The sequence below is a fragment of the Pseudomonas sp. KK4 genome (assembly GCF_001984065.1).
In the GTDB taxonomy this organism is placed as follows: Bacteria; Pseudomonadota; Gammaproteobacteria; order Pseudomonadales; family Pseudomonadaceae; genus Aquipseudomonas.
Genome location: NZ_LYVP01000112.1, coordinates 1 through 17411 on the forward strand (window position 1 = coordinate 1; position 17411 = coordinate 17411).

The 17411-nt window shown below is 53.7% G+C and carries 13 protein-coding genes and 1 tRNA gene; 5 read left to right on the forward strand and 9 right to left on the reverse strand.

Annotation, left to right across the window (positions count from 1 at the left end):
- Window positions 1-393: 393 nt before the first annotated feature.
- Together B0W55_RS24425 and B0W55_RS24430 are read left to right on the forward strand one after the other, a co-directional pair.
- Window positions 394-1593: a site-specific integrase gene (locus tag B0W55_RS24425; protein WP_077048477.1), complete on the forward strand. Its 1200-nt coding sequence runs from the start codon at window positions 394-396 to the stop codon at window positions 1591-1593.
- Between the two features lie 142 nt (window positions 1594-1735).
- A complete protein-coding gene (locus B0W55_RS24430; protein ID WP_077048478.1) occupies window positions 1736-1927 on the forward strand; it encodes a helix-turn-helix domain-containing protein in 192 nt (63 codons plus the stop codon).
- A gap of 264 nt (window positions 1928-2191) precedes the next feature.
- Here the strand turns inward: B0W55_RS24430 and mobV are convergent, their stop codons facing one another.
- The 3 genes from mobV to B0W55_RS24445 all read right to left on the reverse strand — a co-directional run bounded on the left by mobV (window position 2192) and on the right by B0W55_RS24445 (window position 5776).
- On the reverse strand, window positions 2192-3205 hold the full coding sequence (gene mobV / locus B0W55_RS24435) for a MobV family relaxase (protein ID WP_077048479.1): 1014 nt from the start codon (window positions 3203-3205) through the stop codon (window positions 2192-2194).
- Entirely contained in the window at window positions 3202-3678 is a 477-nt protein-coding gene (locus tag B0W55_RS24440) for a hypothetical protein (RefSeq protein WP_077048480.1), read from the reverse strand. Before B0W55_RS24440 ends, mobV begins: the two co-directional genes overlap by 4 nt.
- Before the next feature lie 127 nt (window positions 3679-3805).
- Window positions 3806-5776 (reverse strand): replication endonuclease, encoded by a 1971-nt coding sequence (locus B0W55_RS24445; protein ID WP_083743225.1) that lies wholly within the window; start codon window positions 5774-5776, stop codon window positions 3806-3808.
- A 350-nt stretch (window positions 5777-6126) separates the two neighbouring features.
- Between B0W55_RS24445 and B0W55_RS24450 the strand changes: the two genes are divergently transcribed.
- On the forward strand, window positions 6127-6696 hold the full coding sequence (locus B0W55_RS24450) for a recombinase family protein (protein ID WP_077048482.1): 570 nt from the start codon (window positions 6127-6129) through the stop codon (window positions 6694-6696).
- 197 nt (window positions 6697-6893) lie between these two features.
- On the opposite strand, the gene B0W55_RS24455 is transcribed toward B0W55_RS24450, so the two are convergent.
- The 5 genes from B0W55_RS24455 to B0W55_RS24470 form a co-directional block, all read right to left on the reverse strand.
- Window positions 6894-10013 (reverse strand): type I restriction endonuclease subunit R, encoded by a 3120-nt coding sequence (locus B0W55_RS24455; protein ID WP_077048483.1) that lies wholly within the window; start codon window positions 10011-10013, stop codon window positions 6894-6896.
- Window positions 10014-10147: 134 nt separating this feature from the next.
- Complete coding sequence (locus B0W55_RS30395) at window positions 10148-10288, reverse strand: hypothetical protein (protein WP_256576393.1); 141 nt, start codon at window positions 10286-10288, stop codon at window positions 10148-10150.
- Window positions 10289-10316: 28 nt separating this feature from the next.
- A complete protein-coding gene (locus B0W55_RS24460) occupies window positions 10317-11600 on the reverse strand; it encodes a restriction endonuclease subunit S (protein WP_077048484.1) in 1284 nt (427 codons plus the stop codon).
- Window positions 11590-13317 carry a class I SAM-dependent DNA methyltransferase gene (locus B0W55_RS24465; protein WP_077048485.1) on the reverse strand — a complete coding sequence of 576 codons (1728 nt, stop codon included), beginning with the start codon at window positions 13315-13317 and terminating at the stop codon, window positions 11590-11592. The genes B0W55_RS24460 and B0W55_RS24465 overlap by 11 nt, the downstream gene beginning before the upstream one ends.
- Window positions 13318-14040: 723 nt before the next feature.
- Window positions 14041-14117, reverse strand: a tRNA-Arg gene (locus B0W55_RS24470).
- Between the two features lie 523 nt (window positions 14118-14640).
- Here B0W55_RS24470 and B0W55_RS24480 point away from each other — a divergent pair.
- Complete coding sequence (locus tag B0W55_RS24480; RefSeq protein ID WP_077048487.1) at window positions 14641-14967, forward strand: Arc family DNA-binding protein; 327 nt, start codon at window positions 14641-14643, stop codon at window positions 14965-14967.
- Window positions 14968-15064: 97 nt separating this feature from the next.
- Here the strand turns inward: B0W55_RS24480 and mgtE are convergent, their stop codons facing one another.
- Window positions 15065-16507 carry a magnesium transporter gene (gene mgtE, locus B0W55_RS24485; RefSeq protein WP_077048488.1) on the reverse strand — a complete coding sequence of 481 codons (1443 nt, stop codon included), beginning with the start codon at window positions 16505-16507 and terminating at the stop codon, window positions 15065-15067.
- A gap of 319 nt (window positions 16508-16826) precedes the next feature.
- Between mgtE and B0W55_RS24490 the strand changes: the two genes are divergently transcribed.
- A complete protein-coding gene (locus tag B0W55_RS24490) occupies window positions 16827-17345 on the forward strand; it encodes a cell envelope protein SmpA (RefSeq protein WP_077048489.1) in 519 nt (172 codons plus the stop codon).
- The last annotated feature ends 66 nt before the right edge of the window (window positions 17346-17411 follow it).

Here is a 17411-nt window from a genome sequence, read left to right on the forward strand (position 1 = left end):
ATAGGCTTCTGAAATCTGCCGTCAACCCCTGATTTGAAGTTTCTATCAACGATGCGCAAAAAGGCGGCAGCACCCTGTCCTCCTCTATATAGAAGAGACATCGACAGAAGGACAATCAATAGACATCCGCCCGAATCAGGAGGGCATTGGCAAAGCAAGAGGGAGGACGCTGAAGGGTGGTGTCCCAGGGCAGGTTCGAACTGCCAACCTTCCCCTTAGGAGGGGGATTTGAAAGATAGTCAGATAGCCTATTTTCATTAGATATCAGCCACATACGCTCCGGTTACGTGTGGTTGCGTTTATTTGAACACAACAATTTGCCCCCTTATTGCCCCCTTGCGACCAACCCAAACCGACTGTATAAATAGCCAGAAACAGGAAGGCTAGCATCGCATGGCTATCAAATTTACCCAGACAACACCCAGAACCTTGGAGACAAGGGAAAAAACCTATGAAGTCTACGATTCAAAGACGACAGGTTTTTTTATCCGGATTTACGCATCTGGAAAGAAAAAGTACATGGTGGAGTATGCCCGGAAGCGGAAGGAGACTATCGGCAGTGTCGGGGTAATGACCCTAGATGCCGCACGAGATGAGGCTATCAAGCTCATCCTGCTCGCCAAAGCAAATGGTGGCACCCTTCCCCAGCATCAACCCAATCAAGGAAAGCTAACCCTTAAGCGATTCATCGATGAGCACTACGAAAGCTGGATGACACAGCACAAGAAAAACTACGCCAAAGACCTCAGCACCATCAAAAGCGCATTCGCTGGCCTCATGGAGACCGAGCTCAGCAAGATCACCTATAAACAGGTTGATGATCTGCGGACAGCCTGGCTTGAGTCAGGAAACAAGCCAGCCACCGTCAACCGTAAAACGACGGCCTTGAAAGGACTTTTTGCTCGCGCTATTGAATGGTCGTATGCCTCCGCGAGCCCCCTGGAAAAAATGCGAGACCTAAGCGTCGATGAGAACATTAATCCGCGCTATCTGAGCCCAAATGAGGAATCTCGCCTCTACTCCCAGCTTGATGCACGGGAGTCCAGATTGAGAACCGAGAGAGAATCGGCGAACGCCTGGAGAATGAATCGGGGGATTCCTCTCTTGTTCGACCTCAACCAGGTCACTTTTGCTGACCACTTGAAGCCAATGGTAATTACCCTGCTCAAAACAGGCATGCGGCGCGGAGAGCTCTTTAACCTAAAATGGAAGGACGTCTTTTTATCCGATGGCTACCTCAGCGCAACAGACACAAAAAATGGAAAAAGCAGACATATCCCACTCCACCCCGAGCTCCATAAGGCCCTGAAAGCCTGGAACGTACAGCCAACGCCAGAAAGCTATGTGTTTCCAGGGCGCAGTGGTGGCCGCATGACAGATATAAAGTCAGCCTTTAACAAACTGATTGAAGAAGCAAAGATCACCGATTTCAGACTGCACGATCTGCGCCACACTTTCGCATCGACGCTGGTAATGCGTGGAGTGCCTCTCAATACAGTCAGGCAACTGCTGGGGCATAAAGATATCAAAATGACTCTTCGGTACGCCCACCTCTCCAAAGACAATCTTGCCAATGCCATCAATCTGCTATGACACAGACCCTTGCAATTGACAAAAAGTCAAGAGGTGCGGCGACTTTTTTTCGCGCAGGGTATTGCAAGCCATCCATTCTCTCATTAGCATTTCGACATCAGCGTCGATCATGACAGATGGCGCATAGAAAAATGAGCCGATAATGGGAGCGATTCAAAAATTAGCCGTGGGGCCCGACGATGCCGCCGAAATGACCAGCCACAGCAGGAGCGCTATTTATGGAGCTATGAATTCGAAAGCCCTAAAGAGTTTTAAAAGCGGAAAGCGTAGGCTCATACTGGTAAAAGACTTGGAGTCTTGGCTAAATGAGCTAGCGAAGGAAAACAGCATGTAACACGGAGCCCAGGCACGATGCCCAGCTTAAAGGTTCACACTTAAAGCCCCATAAAAATGGGGCTTTTGTATTTCTAACGTAGCAATTCACAAATCCATGCCATTCACAACCACGGTGGAAGCTCTTCAAAGCGCTAACATTCAGAAACTTCACTAATGCCAAAGTTTTTTATCGATTGCTAAGCATGCCAGTCAATATTGAGCGACCCTTGCTTACGTGGTACCTATGACCGCCGACGCCAGTCTACGAGGAATGTAACGAGCGTCACTGGTAACCAAGGCCGTCATCATATTTTCGGCCACCACCAGGGGCCTTACGACTCGCTGACTTCTCTTCGATCATCTCCAGGCGTCGCCCCAAAGTATCTCTCTCTGCTTCCAGAGCAGCGATCTTACGCTCAGCAGCGCTGACTTCTCTTTCACGCTCCACGAGCGCCCTAGCCCTTGTCTCCAGTTCTTCCTCAGCTTGCTTGAGCAAAATCCGCTTATGCTCAAAAACTTGTAATCGCTCGCTCAGCTGCTGGGCTTTTTTGTTCAGCGCACGCCCCCTCGATGCCTGCGCTTTTTTCATCATTGGTGCAACAGCTGCCGCCTGAGAATTTGTTCTCGCCACAACCTCTGCTTTGCGCCAGGCCACTGTTTTAATGCCCAAGGCGGCTGCCGCATAGTCTCTGGCTTCAAGCTTCGGAGCTTCACCGGAGATCACCAGCGCGCCGTAAAACTGCTTGAGCTTCTGATGTTCCGCTTTGCTGCCTTCGATGCCACGTTCAAGCCCATGAGGCTTGCCACAGGTTTCATAGAAGTTCGTTTGCATCGCTTTCATCATCGCCGGGCCACCAAGGAAATCGCGACACGAAAGCCGACCATCCTTGGTACGCGGTATCACGTAAGCGACTAAATGCGGGGTTCGTTCATCCAGGTGCACCGCTGTAGTGATCACGTTCTCTTGGCCATGCCGCTCCCTGAGCCACTTCAAGGCGTCGTTGAAATAGCCGTTACCCATGTCGTTCAGCGCACCTCCGTGCCTTTGAAAAGCCTCCGGGGAGGCTGTGATCATGTACTCGATACACAGCACTGACTGAGCCCTAAGCTTGTCCGGCAAACCTTTCTTGAGGGCTTCCACGAGCTTCGATGTGCTCTTTGCTCCTGTACCCTTGTTGAACCTGGTCAACTCAGGATCTGCATTCGGTGTCGGCTGTTCTCTGAAAGTGTGTCGTGCTGAACGGGCTACGGCTCCAAAGCTCTTGAGCTTTTTTGTGCGCAAGATCGCGTAAGTCATAGGAATGGCTCGTCATAGCTGATTCTTTGAGGCTGGCGCTTCCAAGTGGGCACGTAGGGCTCGATGCCAGGAGCTGCAGGAGCTTCAGGCAAAGCCGTAAGTGGCGGCTTACCACTGCCACTGGTATCCGGCAAAAGCATGTTGAAGATGACATCTAGCAACAGCGCCAAAGCAAGCATAATGGCGTCCAGGAGCGTCACTTCAACTCTCAAGACCTCCCAGAACTCGTTCCCGCCGGCCTCGATGTATCTATGCGCTAACCCTGTATTTTGGAGCTTGAGCAGCGCATCAAAAGCGGTGGGGACGTCTCTTCGGCGAATTTCGTAAAAGTCGACAAGAGCCCGATCTGTGGGGAGATCTGCGAGCGCCCGAGTCACCAGTTCGTTGAGTTTTTCACCAGGAAAAATCTTGCCTGCTTTAGCCCAGATAGCGCGCTTCTCTTCGGATAAAATTAGGTTGTTTGCTTGAATCATGGCGGTATCTCCTATCGCTCTTGTTGTTGTCCCAACAGTATGCGAATGGAGCAAAAGGCTGCGCAACACCCCCCATCTGGAACACGATGTGTAACCCACTACACAAACTTCGTTTGTTGGGGCCCTGCTACGCAGGGAGATCACAAGCTGCAGCAAAACCGTAGGGCTCTGCCCTACCACCCGGCGGGACTCGCCCAGCACGCGAAGGGCTACTGGGTAGAGCGTCCCAGCACCCTTCGGTGATGGTTGCGAGGATGCGTGTGGTGCAAGGGTGGCTGCGCTCCAGGTCAACCGTTCGACGCCCGCAAAAGCCCGGGCGACGAGCCGATTGAACTGCCCCTTGACCATTCAGTGTCGCCGTTTGCTCCATTATTTGGAGAGCGTATAAAATTAGGACTAGCGAAAGACATATCGCCATCGCTCGTAGATGAACGCGACCAGCGGATAGAAATGAGGCGAACAGTCCCTGGGGCTTTACTTTTGTTGATTGCGAGGCTTGTCCAAACGCTTCTTTGCAAAAGTCGCCCCCCTGTTGACACTGAGGTAAATATACCCCGCCATCGCTTAATGGCCGTTGGCTAGAAGAAGTGCTGAATTCAGTAGGTTTCGATACTTCTGTGTGCTGGCCAGCGGCTTTGATCGGTACCTTGGCCGGTACCTTGGCGAGATCAATGGCGGCTAGCATCTGGTCACACTTCACGCATCCGCACGAAAAGCTTGAATCATTAATGCTAACTCCCCCTTTCTCGTTCTTGTGCTGATCCGGCCCCCAGTTGGCCTTGTCATTGATACAGATGATCTCCTGGCTTACCTTGCTCTGAATGTGGGTAACTCTAGGCACGATTTCGCCAAATTTGTTCAATGTATCCGTTGATAGCAGTTGCAGGTGATCTAAGCTTCCCTCTAGTACGCCGACCATGGCCTGAAGTTGTGCTTCATTGCGCTTAGGGTCGCCCATAGCCATCTTCATTGGTACGGTTAACTCCCTAAAGCTCTCTGGCAAGCCTTCGTTTTCATACACTTTACGTAATGCCTTAATTTTTGTGGTGTGGCCTGGAACGCCGAAGCTTTGGATCTGCCTCGCTCTAGCCGCTTTGATAGCATAACGATGACGAATCGCATCTTCGCTTTGGCCATGTGTCGGCAATCGAAATGCATGACTTAGCTTTTTGAATAGATACGAAATAGCAGGAGTGGTCACGTTCGCAAATGATGCTTCGACCTGAGTTGTGGCGCGCAGGAATATTTCGTCATGATTGTCTATAAGGTAGTTTTTCGGCCTATGACGCTCGCGAGAATATATAGCGGACAATTTTTTTTCGACGACCTTGTCAAGGTCTCCAGTGTAGTAATACAAGACGTGCCAGTGCGGAGTGCCGTCTTTATGTAGTTCTAGCACTCTTGTGCCGTGGTAGTCGGTGCCAGACCTGTAGCCGGCGTTTGCAATCGCCCGGCCAATCTGCGCAAAAACCTTTTTGAGGTAACGCTGGCAATCATCAAAGCTTGCACCATCAAAAGACAGGGCATTGCAATGGTACTCAGGCGGGCACGTCAGAGTGACAAACAGCCAGTTCATTCCTCGCTTGTTTGCGACGATATCCATTGCTTTCGCTTGGAGATAAGCCTTGTTAAAAGTGGATTTTTCGGAATTCTTATAAATCTCAGCAAGATTTTTTCGAGGACTTTGGGCTACACGCCTTATGATTTCTTGCTCCCTCGCTTTCAGGATTTCAATGGTCGCGTTAGAGCAGTACGGCATCTTGCCCTGGTCGACGCAGCCTAGTAGCCCAGCGCGCCTAGCCTGACTCTCGCGCGCGGCGTCCAGGATGCGATTCAGATTGCTTAGCCAGAACTGTTGGCTTCTAAGGCGTCTAAGACGGCCCAGTGTCGTCGACCTCTTAATGGCGGCGACGGACACGCCATACTCATGGTCATGTAAAGAGTGGAGGGTTTTAATGTGGTCGGGCGCGTTGGCTAAAAATATCCCGTGCCTGCGCGCGATATTCGAAGCCACCTTTCTTACTGCTTCCTGAGGGAGTTTCACTAACGCCTCTAATGGCGGAGGGGTATAGCTAAAGGAGGGCTGGATTCCGGACACGACGACGCTCTAACAAACGCGTCATGCGGGGTGGGTTAAGTGATGGCTTCTGAGCGGGTTGACTGTCTCAGAAGACAGGAGTTTCTGGCCAGTTGAAAAAACGAAAGACGAGCAATGATTCGATAGCTCAGATCTATTGACAATAATTCAAGGATAGATTTTAGCTTTGAATGACTGATTTGAAGGGCGAATTGCTCGCCAAGCCGTACGGGATCAAAGGATCAACAAACGACCGTTAAATGATACCATTCGCTAAACTCCTGGAAGGGATCATATAAATAGGGTTTTCATCTTTTCGATACCTTGATAGTATGATCCTACGTTAAGTGATCCCCTCACGGAGTAACCCCATGTCCCGCACCTTCCTGTATGCCCGCGTCTCAACCTCAGGCCAGTTCACAGAAAACCAAGTACAGGAAGTCAAGACCGCTGGTTTCGATGTACAGCCAGGCCGGGTAGTTGAGGAAACTATCTCAGGAAGTGTGACTGCTAAAGAGCGTCCCGGCTTTCAGAAGCTGGTGGAACGCATGGAGAGTGGAGACGTGCTGATCGTTACCAAGCTTGATCGCCTAGGACGTAACGCCATGGATGTACGGCAGTCAGTCGAGCATCTGGCTGCCACAGGTATCCGTGTTCACTGCCTCGCCCTTGGCGGTGTAGACCTGACTTCGGCAGCAGGCAAAATGACCATGCAAGTGCTGGGCGCTGTAGCTGAGTTTGAGCGTGACTTACTGATCGAACGTACCCAGCAAGGTTTGATTCGCGCAAAAACTGCGGGAAAGAAACTAGGTAGACCAGAGGCTGCTAGCACTACAGCAGCAGTTCAACGAGTCAAAGCGAAGGACATGACACAGGCACAGGCAGCTGCGGAGCTGGGGGTAGGCATTGCCACGATCAAACGGCATTGGAACAAGGCTTGAGTAGACGCGTAACGCCCAATGAGCCAACTAAGTCGGCTTAGTTGCATCTAGCATTGAGAAGACCCCAGCATTTGGCGATGCCTCGCCAAATGCTGGGGTCTACAAACACGCGCTCAGCTCCATATCTCTAAGGCAAATGTGGACAGATGCCGTGATGCCGAATACTTGGATCGCAACCATTGCAATGGCCTACCTAGCTACAACCATGCCTCACAAAGCGTTTCAGCTTGATTAAGGATCAGTTGCGCAGCCTCTTCCGCCTGGTCAGGCGGGTATTTGTATTTTCGCAGAATCCGCCGCACCAGGATGCGTAGTCTAGCCCGCACGCTTTCACGACTACTCCAGTCGACACTGACGTTAGCCCGCAAGCTGGCGGTCAACTCATGGGCAATTTTGGCTAAGATCTCGTCGCCCAGTTCACGTACCGAGCTCTCGTTGTTGGCCAATGCATCGTAGAACGCCAGTTCGTCATCGTTGAGTCCCAGCTTATCGCCACGCTGACTGGCGGCTGCAAATTTCTTGGCCATTTCGATCAATTCTTCAATGACCTGGGCAGTTTCAATCGAACGGTTCTGGTAGCGTTTGATCACACTGGCCAGCAGTTCGGAGAATTTCTTCTCCTGAGCTAGGTTAGTGCTGTAACGGCTCTTGATCTCGCCTTCGAGCAAGCGCTCCAACAGCTCGACTGCCAAGTTCTTCTCGGGCAGGTTGCGCACCTCGGCTAGAAATGCATCGTCGAGCAGGCCGATATTGGGCTTGTCCAGGCCCACAGCTTCAAAGATATCCACGACCTCGCCAGAGACCACGGCATTGCCGATGATCTGGCGGATGACCAACTCGCGCTCTTCGTCAGTTTTTCTCTGCTGACTGACTTCACGTTTGATCAAGATCACCTTGATTGCCTGGAAGAACGCCACTTCCTCGCGGACGGCCTTGGCTTCATCCAGCGTGCAGCACAGGGTGAAGGCCTTGCTCATGGCCAGCGCGGTATCGGCAAAGCGCTTCTTGCCATCTTCTAGACCCAAGACATGGTTGGCAGCTCCCGCCAGCAATTTGTGTCCGCCGGTTAGGAAATCGCTGCAGTCAAAGCCATGCAGCAGGCTGCGCAGAACGTCGAGTTTCTCCTCCAATACCGAATAGGCTTCATGAGCGTCTACGGTGGGTCGGCCCTTGCCTTTGCTACCGGTGTACTCCTTGAGCGCGGCTTTTAGCTCATTGGCGATGCCGATGTAGTCCACCACCAGGCCGCCCTGCTTGTCCTTGAACACTCGGTTGACTCGAGCAATAGCCTGCATCAGGTTGTGGCCTTTCATCGGCTTGTCCACGTACAGCGTGTGAACGCAGGGCGCATCGAAACCGGTTAGCCACATGTCACGGACGATTACTAACTTGAGCGGATCCAGTGGATCCTTGAAGCGCTTTTCCAGACGTTTTTTGAGTTGGCCGGAGTAGATATGCGGACGCAGTAAGGCCTTGTCCGAGGCGCTACCGGTCATGATGACTTTGATTGCGCCTTTCTCCGGATCTTCGTCGTGCCATTCTGGACGCAGGGCAACAATCTCATTGTAGAGGTGTACGCAGATCTCGCGGCTCATGGCCACGACCATGGCTTTGCCGGGCATCTGACCCACACTCACCATGCTCTGGTTACGCTCCTCAAAATGCTTAACCAGGTCAGTTGCCACGCTCTGAACACGGGGTTCTGCACCGACCACTTTTTCCAGCGCAGCCCAGCGGCTTTTCAGGCGCGACTGTTGGTCGTCCTCCTCATCCTCCGCCAGCTCATCCACCTGATCGTCAATCTCAGGCAGCTCACTGTCTTTCAATGACAGCTTGGCCAGGCGCGACTCATAGTAGATGGCGACGGTTGCACCGTCTTCGGTGGCCTGCTGCATGTCATAGACGTGGATGTACTCACCAAATACCGAACGGGTATCGCGATCTTCACTGGACACCGGGGTACCGGTAAAGGCCACGAATGTGGCGTTTGGTAGTGCGTCGCGCAGGTGCTGGGCATATCCCACTTGGTAACGGGTCTGGCTCTCGGCAGGCTGCCCCTCTGACGTCTTCAGTTCGGCACCAAAGCCATATTGGGTGCGGTGCGCTTCATCGGCAATGACCACGATATTGGAGCGGTCAGACAGAACGGGAAAGGTGTCTTCATCCACTCCCGGCATGAATTTCTGGATCGTAGCAAAGACAATGCCGCCACTGGGGCGATTGGCCAATTTGCTGCGCAAGTCGCCGCGTGATTCAACCTGCACGGGTTGTTCACGAAGCAGATCCTGGGAGAGTGAGAACACCCCGAACAACTGACCATCCAGATCGTTGCGATCAGTGATGACCACGATAGTCGGGTTTTCCATCGCCGCTTCCTGCATCACCCGGGCGGCGAAACAGGTCATGGTGATGCTCTTGCCCGAGCCTTGGGTATGCCAGACCACTCCACCCTTATGGGTACCACCAGGACGCGAGGCACTGATCACCTGCTGAATGGCCGCGCGCACGGCGTGAAACTGGTGATAACCGGCAATTTTCTTCACCAGCCGACCGTCATCCTCGAACAGCACGAAGTAGCGCAGGTAATCGAGCAGCATTGGCGGCGCCAGTGCACCGCGCACCAAGGTCTCGAGCTCGTTGAACTGACCCAGCGGGTCGAGCTCGTGGCCGTCGATAGTGCGCCAGTACATGAAGCGTTCGGCATCCGCCGACAACGAGCCCATACGCGCCTCGCTGCCATCGGAAATCACCAGGATTTCGTTGTACTGGAACAGATCCGGGATCTGCTCCTTGTAGGTCTGGATTTGATCGAAGGCCTTGCCCAGATCTGCGTTCACATCGGCGGGGTTCTTCAGTTCCAGTAACACCAGGGGCAAACCGTTGATGAACAGGATAATGTCCGGACGCCGGGTATTCTTAGGCCCCTGAATGCTGAACTGGTTGACGGCTAGCCAGTCGTTAGCCTTGACCGATGCCCAGTCGATCAGCCGCACAAAGTCGCCACGGGTTTCCCCGTCTTTCTGGTACTGCACTGGCACACCACTGACCAGCAGGCGATGGAACAGGCGGTTGGCCGACAGCTGGATCGGCAGGCCCAGTTCAAGCACCTGCTTTAGGGCATCCTCACGTGCGACCAGCGGCACCAAGGGATTGAGCCGAGCGATGGCGCTGCGCAGGCGCTCGACCAGAATCACCTGGCGGTAGTTATCACGCTCCGGGTTCTCGCCGTCATAGGCAATCGTCGGCCCGTACACATGGGTGTAACCCACCTCGGCCAGCCAGCCGAGCGCTTCCTGTTCCAATTGGTCTTCGGTCATTCCACTTCACTTCCTGTGTCCGGTTCTCTGGCAAGCTCCGCCTCGATCTCAGCAATGCTGGGCAGGTTGCGGCCCAAAGTTTCGGGCAAATCGCGCAAGAGCTGGTATTTGGCTACGCCGATTAGTTTGGCACCCTAGCCCTGGGCTTGCTGGCGCTGCCGAATCTCGCCGCCGAGGCGGTGATATAGCTGCACCAATTCAGCATTGACCGACAAGGCGGCGCGCTGCCGGGCCTTGGCGATATCGCCTTTGAGTTGGGCCAGCCAGCGTAGCACTCGGGGAGCGCCTGAGTCCTTGATGGGCTCATGCATACACCGCTTCGATCTGTGCCTCGGCTTCCGGCAGGTGCAGTTGCCCGGAGATCAGGCGTGGCAGAAGGGTGTCGCGGAGTTTAGTGAGGGTTTTGGCTTGTACTTCATTTGCCTGGATTGAGGAGAAAATAGGTTCACAACAATCAGCAAATGCCCTAAGCAGTTCATGCCCAGGCAGGGTGATTATGTGTTGTTCCAATGCGTCTTTCGGCAACGCCAAAACCGTGGTGCCTGTAGCGTAACCAACAGCGCGCTCTCTAAATGACGGCTGCAAGAAGCAGAAAAACAGGAAGTGTTTTATCTCTGCTCCACATGCTTTGCTGATAACCACCTTAAATACATGGTGAGAGACAAAGCTCGGAGCCATACCGTCAGGAACCAACAGCGGTCTTCCCAAAATAGCTCTATGCTGAGTCATGTCAGTATTAGCAATGATTAGATCGCCACCAGAAACACAGTGTTTATCTCTAAAGTCCCCGGTGTATCGCTTTACCTTTTCAAAAGCAAATACCCTAGGTGAATTAAAGCAACCAAGGTTAAACATATAGGCGCCTTGGTCATCTGAGAGACCATCACCTTTATAAGAGCAACCCTTCTGAAAAGAGCAGATCTGACCCAGTCGTACCTCAGCCCACCCCCTCGGCACCAACCCAAGCTCGGACTCTTCAAAGCTGTCGGGAAACAACTCCGCTGTAGCCGCATCTATCCCTTCAAGCTCAAGCCCTTTGGCCTTAGCATGCACCGGGTCGAAATCAACGAACCAGGACTTAAACAGCGTTTGAGCGATGGCTTCCAGGGTGGTATTGGTTTCGCGTAACAGCTCGACGCGGTCGTCTAGGGTTGACAAGAGCTCGGCTATTTCATCTTGCTTACTTTTGGGCGGAAGAGAAATTTGAAGCCCGTTAAGGATTGTCTTGGTCAGGAATTTTGTTGCCGTACCCACCGACAGCTCTTTCAGATGGCCAACTAAATCAGAAATCACATAGTACATATACTTACAGCTGACCAGCTCTGGATCGAGCGGTTCAATAACATAAGTGCGCTGATAGGCGTTGAATTTCCCGCTGTAATACTTGGTTGCGAAGACACCGTTTGCGTTGTTCCCAGCAAGAATAACGGCCTCGGTATCAAATGCAAAAGTGTTGATCTCTGATGTCGTGGGTGAACAGGTGAAGAACGGATAGATCCCCCCCTTTTCCGCAGCATTTGAATCCAGCTTTCCTGTTTTAAAGCTGACAACATTTTCCAATCGCTGGATAGCCCAATCAGAACTCATAACCGAGCCCTCCGAGCTTCTGCCGGATCAACTGGTCGAGCTCTGAACCTTTGGCCACCTGCTCACCAAACAGCGCAGTGAGGTTTTGCATCTTATCGGCGAAGGATTCATCGTCGTCCTCGACGGACTCCGCTCCGACATAGCGGCCCGGAGTCAACACATGGCCATGTCCGGCGATTTCCGCGAGTGACACGCTGCGGCAGAAGCCCGGAATGTCGGCGTATTCCGCGATCTCGCCCCCGACATCCAGAGGCACCCCGCGCCAATTTGCCACAGTCTGCGCGATGCGTTCGATGTCGCTGTCGAGCAGCTCGATCTGTGCCCGGCTAACGTTGGTGCCCAGCTTGCGCGCGTCGATAAACAGAACCTCGCCAGGACGGGCAACTTTCTGCTTGGCCAAAAACCACAGGCAGGCTGGAATCTGCGTGTTAAAAAACAGCTGACCCGGCAAGGCGACCATTACTTCGACGATATCCGCCTCGACCATGGCCTTGCGCATGTCCCCTTCCGTGTTCTGGCTGGAACTCATGGAGCCGTTGGCCAGGACGATTCCAGCACGACCGCTGGACTTGAGGTGGAACAGCATGTGTTGCAGCCAGGCATAGTTGGCGTTGCCTTGCGGCGGCGTGCCATACACCCAGCGCGGATCACCTTCGAGGCTGCCGTGCCACCAGTCACTGACGTTGAACGGAGGGTTGGCCAGCACAAAATCAGCTCGCAAATCACTGTGCTGGTTACGCACAAAGCTGTCAGCCGGCTCCTTGCCCAAGTTGAAATCAATGCCCCGAATGGCCAGGTTCATCGCCGCCAGGCGCCAGGTGGTCGGGTTGGATTCCTGGCCGTAAATGGAGACGTCACCAAGTTTGCCGCCATGGGCCTCGATGAACTTTTCCGACTGCACGAACATACCGCCAGAACCACAGCAGGGGTCGTAGACTTTGCCGTGGTGTGGGTTGAGCACGGCCACCAAGGTCTTGACGATGCTCGCCGGCGTGTAGAACTGCCCGCCGCGTTTGCCTTCGGCACTGGCAAACTGGCCGAGGAAGTATTCATAAACCTGGCCCAGCAGGTCGCGGGCCTGGTGTGCGTCGCCTCCGAAACCAATGATGGAAATCATATCCACCAGCTCGCCGAGCTTGCCGTCGGGCAATTGAGCCCGAGCATAGCGTTTATCGAGGATGTTTTTCAGCGACGGGTTTTCTGCTTCAATCGCGGCCAGGGCCTCATCGATGCGTTTGCCGATGTCGACCTGTTTGGCGTTAGCCCGGATAGACTCCCACCGCGCCGCTTCTGGCACCCAAAACACATTCACTTCTTTGTAGTAGTCGCGCTCTTCCAGCTCACCGGCCAAGAGATCGGGATCGTCGCTGCCCAGGTAGTAGTCATCAGCGGCATCGGCAAAACGGCGCTCCAGTTCGGCGCGACGTCCGGAGAAGCTGTCGGAAATGTACTTGAGGAAGATCAGCCCGAGCACGATGTGCTTGTACTCGGCGGCATCCATATTAGCGCGTAGCTTGTCGGCGGTAGCCCATAAGGTTTTTTCCAGATCCTGCAGGGCGCTGCTGGTAGTGACAGCGACTTTGCGGCCCGGCTTCTTTTTCAGCAGCTCGGGCTCGGCCTCTGCCGTGGTGTCAATTGTTCCAAAACGAGCACGGGCCTGAATGAGTGCCTGCTCAGCCAAGCTCGACACCTGGTCAGACGTCTTTTGATCCGTCATGGAGACTTCCTGAATTTTACGCGACGCAGTATCCGTCAAATGAACCCGACTTAGCCGTTCGGATATAGGTGGCGTCATGATAGCGAGCGGTTCGCCTTGCGTCAGCTCCGCTGACAATCGGATGCCTACAGAGGCAGAGTTTCTCCCGACCCGAGATGCTGCCTATCTAGCAGATGCAAACCCTATTTGGCAGCCCATGCGGCTCACTTACAAAGGCCATTAGTTCCTCGACACAGTCCGTGATAGCGAGGTCTGGCGGCGTACCAAAGCCGGAGGCGTCGGGCTGGGATTGCACATATAGATCGGCAAGGCCTATGGCAAGCAGATCTTTAATGAGCGGCTGGGGATTGAGCTGCCATGAACGGGCTGGCGCACTTTGCTCGACTCAGGTACTGACGCTGGTCAATCAAGCTGGCGAGCGAGCAGACATGCGATTTCTGGAGTTCTTCACGGCCAATATCCGCAACCCGAACACACGCCAGGGATATGCCAGATCTATCCAATAGTTTTTTATTTGGTGCCAGGTCGTAGGTGTAGCCGACTACGAGCAATCCAATGCTGGCCGATCTACTGTGAAGGCAAGGAGAGTTCACTTGGGCCGAAGCCCGTTCTGACCTCTGAGGCAGACAACCCGGTAAGCAATGAGGAATGCATTTTGCCCCCTTATTGCCCCCTCCATAAATCTGCCGAGGAACGCAGATAAACTGAGATGCCTTATAAATATGGTGTCCCAGGGCAGGTTCGAACTGCCAACCTTCCCCTTAGGAGGGGGATGCTCTATCCAATTGAGCTACTGAGACACAAATTGCCTGCAAGGACATGCAGAACGATGGACGGCGTGCATGTTAACGGGCAACCCTGACTTTGTCATGTCGTGCGCCGGCTTTTTAAGTGTAGGCAAATGCTGCACTGCCACCGGAGAACCTCCAGCCAAGCCGCCACCCATCCTAAATACCCCGCCATACCCACCTGCCTCTAGCAAATCGGCAATTTGCCACTATCCTATACAGAGAAGGAACGATGAGTTTTTTCCAGCTTGGCATGCCATGAAACAGGCGGCCCAGGCCAGGCACAAGCCGGGAAGAGAGATGCGGCAAACGGACAGCTTTCCAAACCAGTCCGCATTTCTGACAATTGGTGCTGGCAGAACGCCTTTATCCAGTTCAATATTTGTCACAGAATTGACGCCAATGATCTGGCAAGTTTGAGGCATGATGCGAGCCTCTATCAATTCAGGTTGAACATTTGGCCACAGCGCTTGTCGTATCAGACATCCTGCGGCCGATCCCGAGAACCGCTCCCCTGAACTAACCGGTTAAATATATGCGCCCATTGAAACAGGCAGTTTATTCCAGCCGCACGGCTGACAAGTTCGTCGTACGGCTGCCAGACGGAATGCGTGAACGCATTGCCGAGGTGGCTCGCAATCATCACCGCAGCATGAACTCCGAAATCATCGCACGCCTGGAGCAGAGCCTTATTCAGGAAGGCGCTCTTGGCGAAGAACTAAGCATGCGCCTGGACAGCCCAGAGCTTTCATTGCACGAACGTGAACTGTTGCAACGCTTTCGCCAACTCTCTCACCGCCAGCAAAACGCCCTGGTCTCTCTTATCGCTCATGATGCCGAGATGGCCGCTGACGCGTCCTGACTGCACTGAATACCCAAGCCAGCTTAATCGCTGGCTTTTTTTTGCCTGAAATTCAGGCGTAAAAAACCCGCCGTATGGCGGGTTTGATACAGCCAACCTAGAGCAGGAAGATTGTCGCCAGCCCAAGGAAAATAAAGAAGCCACCACTGTCCGTCATGGCAGTGATCATTACGCTGGCCCCCATGGCCGGATCGCGCCCAAGTCGCGCCAGCGTCATTGGAATCAGAACCCCCATCAACGCCGCAAGCAATAAATTCAGCGTCATGGCAGCCGTCATTACAACCCCCAAAGACCAGCTGCCATAAAGGAGGTAAGCGACAACACCAATCACCCCACCCCAGACCACACCATTGATAAGCGCTACCGCCAACTCCTTGCGCATGAGTCGCGAAGTGTTACCCGTGCTTACCTGGTCCAGCGCCATGGCCCGAACGATCATGGTGATCGTCTGGTTACCCGAGTTCCCACCGATCCCCGCCACGATCGGCATCAGTGCCGCCAGCGCCACGAGCTTCTCGATGGAACCTTCGAACAGACCAATCACCCGGGAGGCAACGAAGGCGGTAATCAGGTTAACCGCCAGCCACGCCCAACGGTTACGCAGCGACTTCCACACCGACGCGAAGATATCCTCTTCTTCTCGCAGACCCGCCATGTTGAGAACTTCGCTTTCGCTCTCCTCACGAATCAGGTCAACCATTTCGTCGATGGTCAGACGACCAATCAGCTTGCCGTTCTTATCGACTACCGGAGCAGAGATAAGGTCATACCGCTCAAACGCCTGCGCAGCATCGTAGGCATCTTCATCCGGGTGAAAACTCACCGGATCGCTGGCCATGACTTCCGAAACCTGTTTATCCGGATCGTTGACCAGCAAACGCTTGATCGGCAACACACCTTTGAGCACACCGTCATAATCGACTACGAACAGTTTGTCCGTGTGACCTGGCAGCTCCTTGAGCCGGCGCAAGTAACGCAATACCACTTCAAGGCTGACATCCTCACGGATCGTCACCATCTCGAAGTCCATCAGCGCACCGACCTGCTCCTCGTCATAGGACAAGGCCGAACGCACGCGCTCGCGTTGTTGCTGGTCCAGCGTCTCCATCAACTCGTGGACGACATCTCGCGGCAGCTCGGAGGCCAGGTCAGCAAGCTCGTCAGCGTCCATGTCCTTGGCCGCAGCCAGGAGTTCGTGATCGTCCATGTCGGCGATCAGCGTTTCACGGACCGAGTCGGATACTTCGAGAAGAATGTCGCCGTCGCGATCAGCTTTGACCAATTGCCAGAGCGTCAGACGATCGTCCAGCGGCAAGGCTTCGAGGATATAGGCGACGTCGGCGGAGTGCAGATCATCGAGCTTGCGTTGCAGCTCGACGAGATTTTGCCGGTGGACCAGGTTCTCGACCCGGTCGTGATGCGGGCCTTCCTGGCGGTGGGTCAGATCTTCGACCACTCGCTGGCGCTGCAACAGCTCAATCACTTGAGCCAGGCGGTCCTGCAAGCTTTCCTGTGTTTTCTTTACTTCAATTTCAGACATAGGCGAACTCCACTCCCAGCAGTGGAGCACGCCGGAAGGATCAATCAGTCAATTCATGATTGGAAAAACGTTTTACTGAGTAACTACTGGGTAAGTCCATGGAGGTATTCCACAAGCCCCGGCGGGGCTGACGGGCGCAATGATACACCGCCTGACAGTTTTAAATGTTAAAAAATCGCGGCTGAAACAAGCGCTTGCAAGACAAACCTGAGCGCCATCCTGATCCTTGGAAATGCGACGACTTATCCTGAAAAGAAAACACACCACCGAGAAAAATGCTGCAGCTACGCTGGAGAAGAATCGTCACGGAGGACCCTCAATGCCATGGAACAAGCATTACCTTTTTCTTATCGCCCTGCTCTGCCCTTCCTGGGCGCCCGCTACGACCATTCACCGCTGCGAGTCGGCCAACGGACGCATCACCTTCACGACGCTCAGCTGTGGAGCTGGCGAAAGGCTGCATCTTCAAGAAATCAGGACCTTCACACCAGACCACTCAATGATCGGATTAATTCCTGAAATGGATTACCGGGAACCATCACATACGCAGAGGAAGACACGAGACCCCATTGTTGTCGGCCAGACCGAGGACAAATGCGGAAACCTGATCAGCGCCGCAGAGCGACGTGCAGCCATCATGGACAAGCGGATCATCGCAGGCATGACTCAACAGGATGTTGAAAGCGCCCTCGGCAAGCCGGACAAGATCAATATTCGCAATTCGACTACAAGTTACCGCTACGAAACCAAGCGAGGCCGCAGTGCGCACATTGAGTTTGATGAGAGAGGATGTACGAAGGGAAAAGCCAAATCCCAGACGGCAAAAAGCCCGCAATAAATGCGGGCTTTCTGTTGTATGGTGCACTCGACAGGATTCGAACCTGTGACCGCTCGGTTCGTAGCC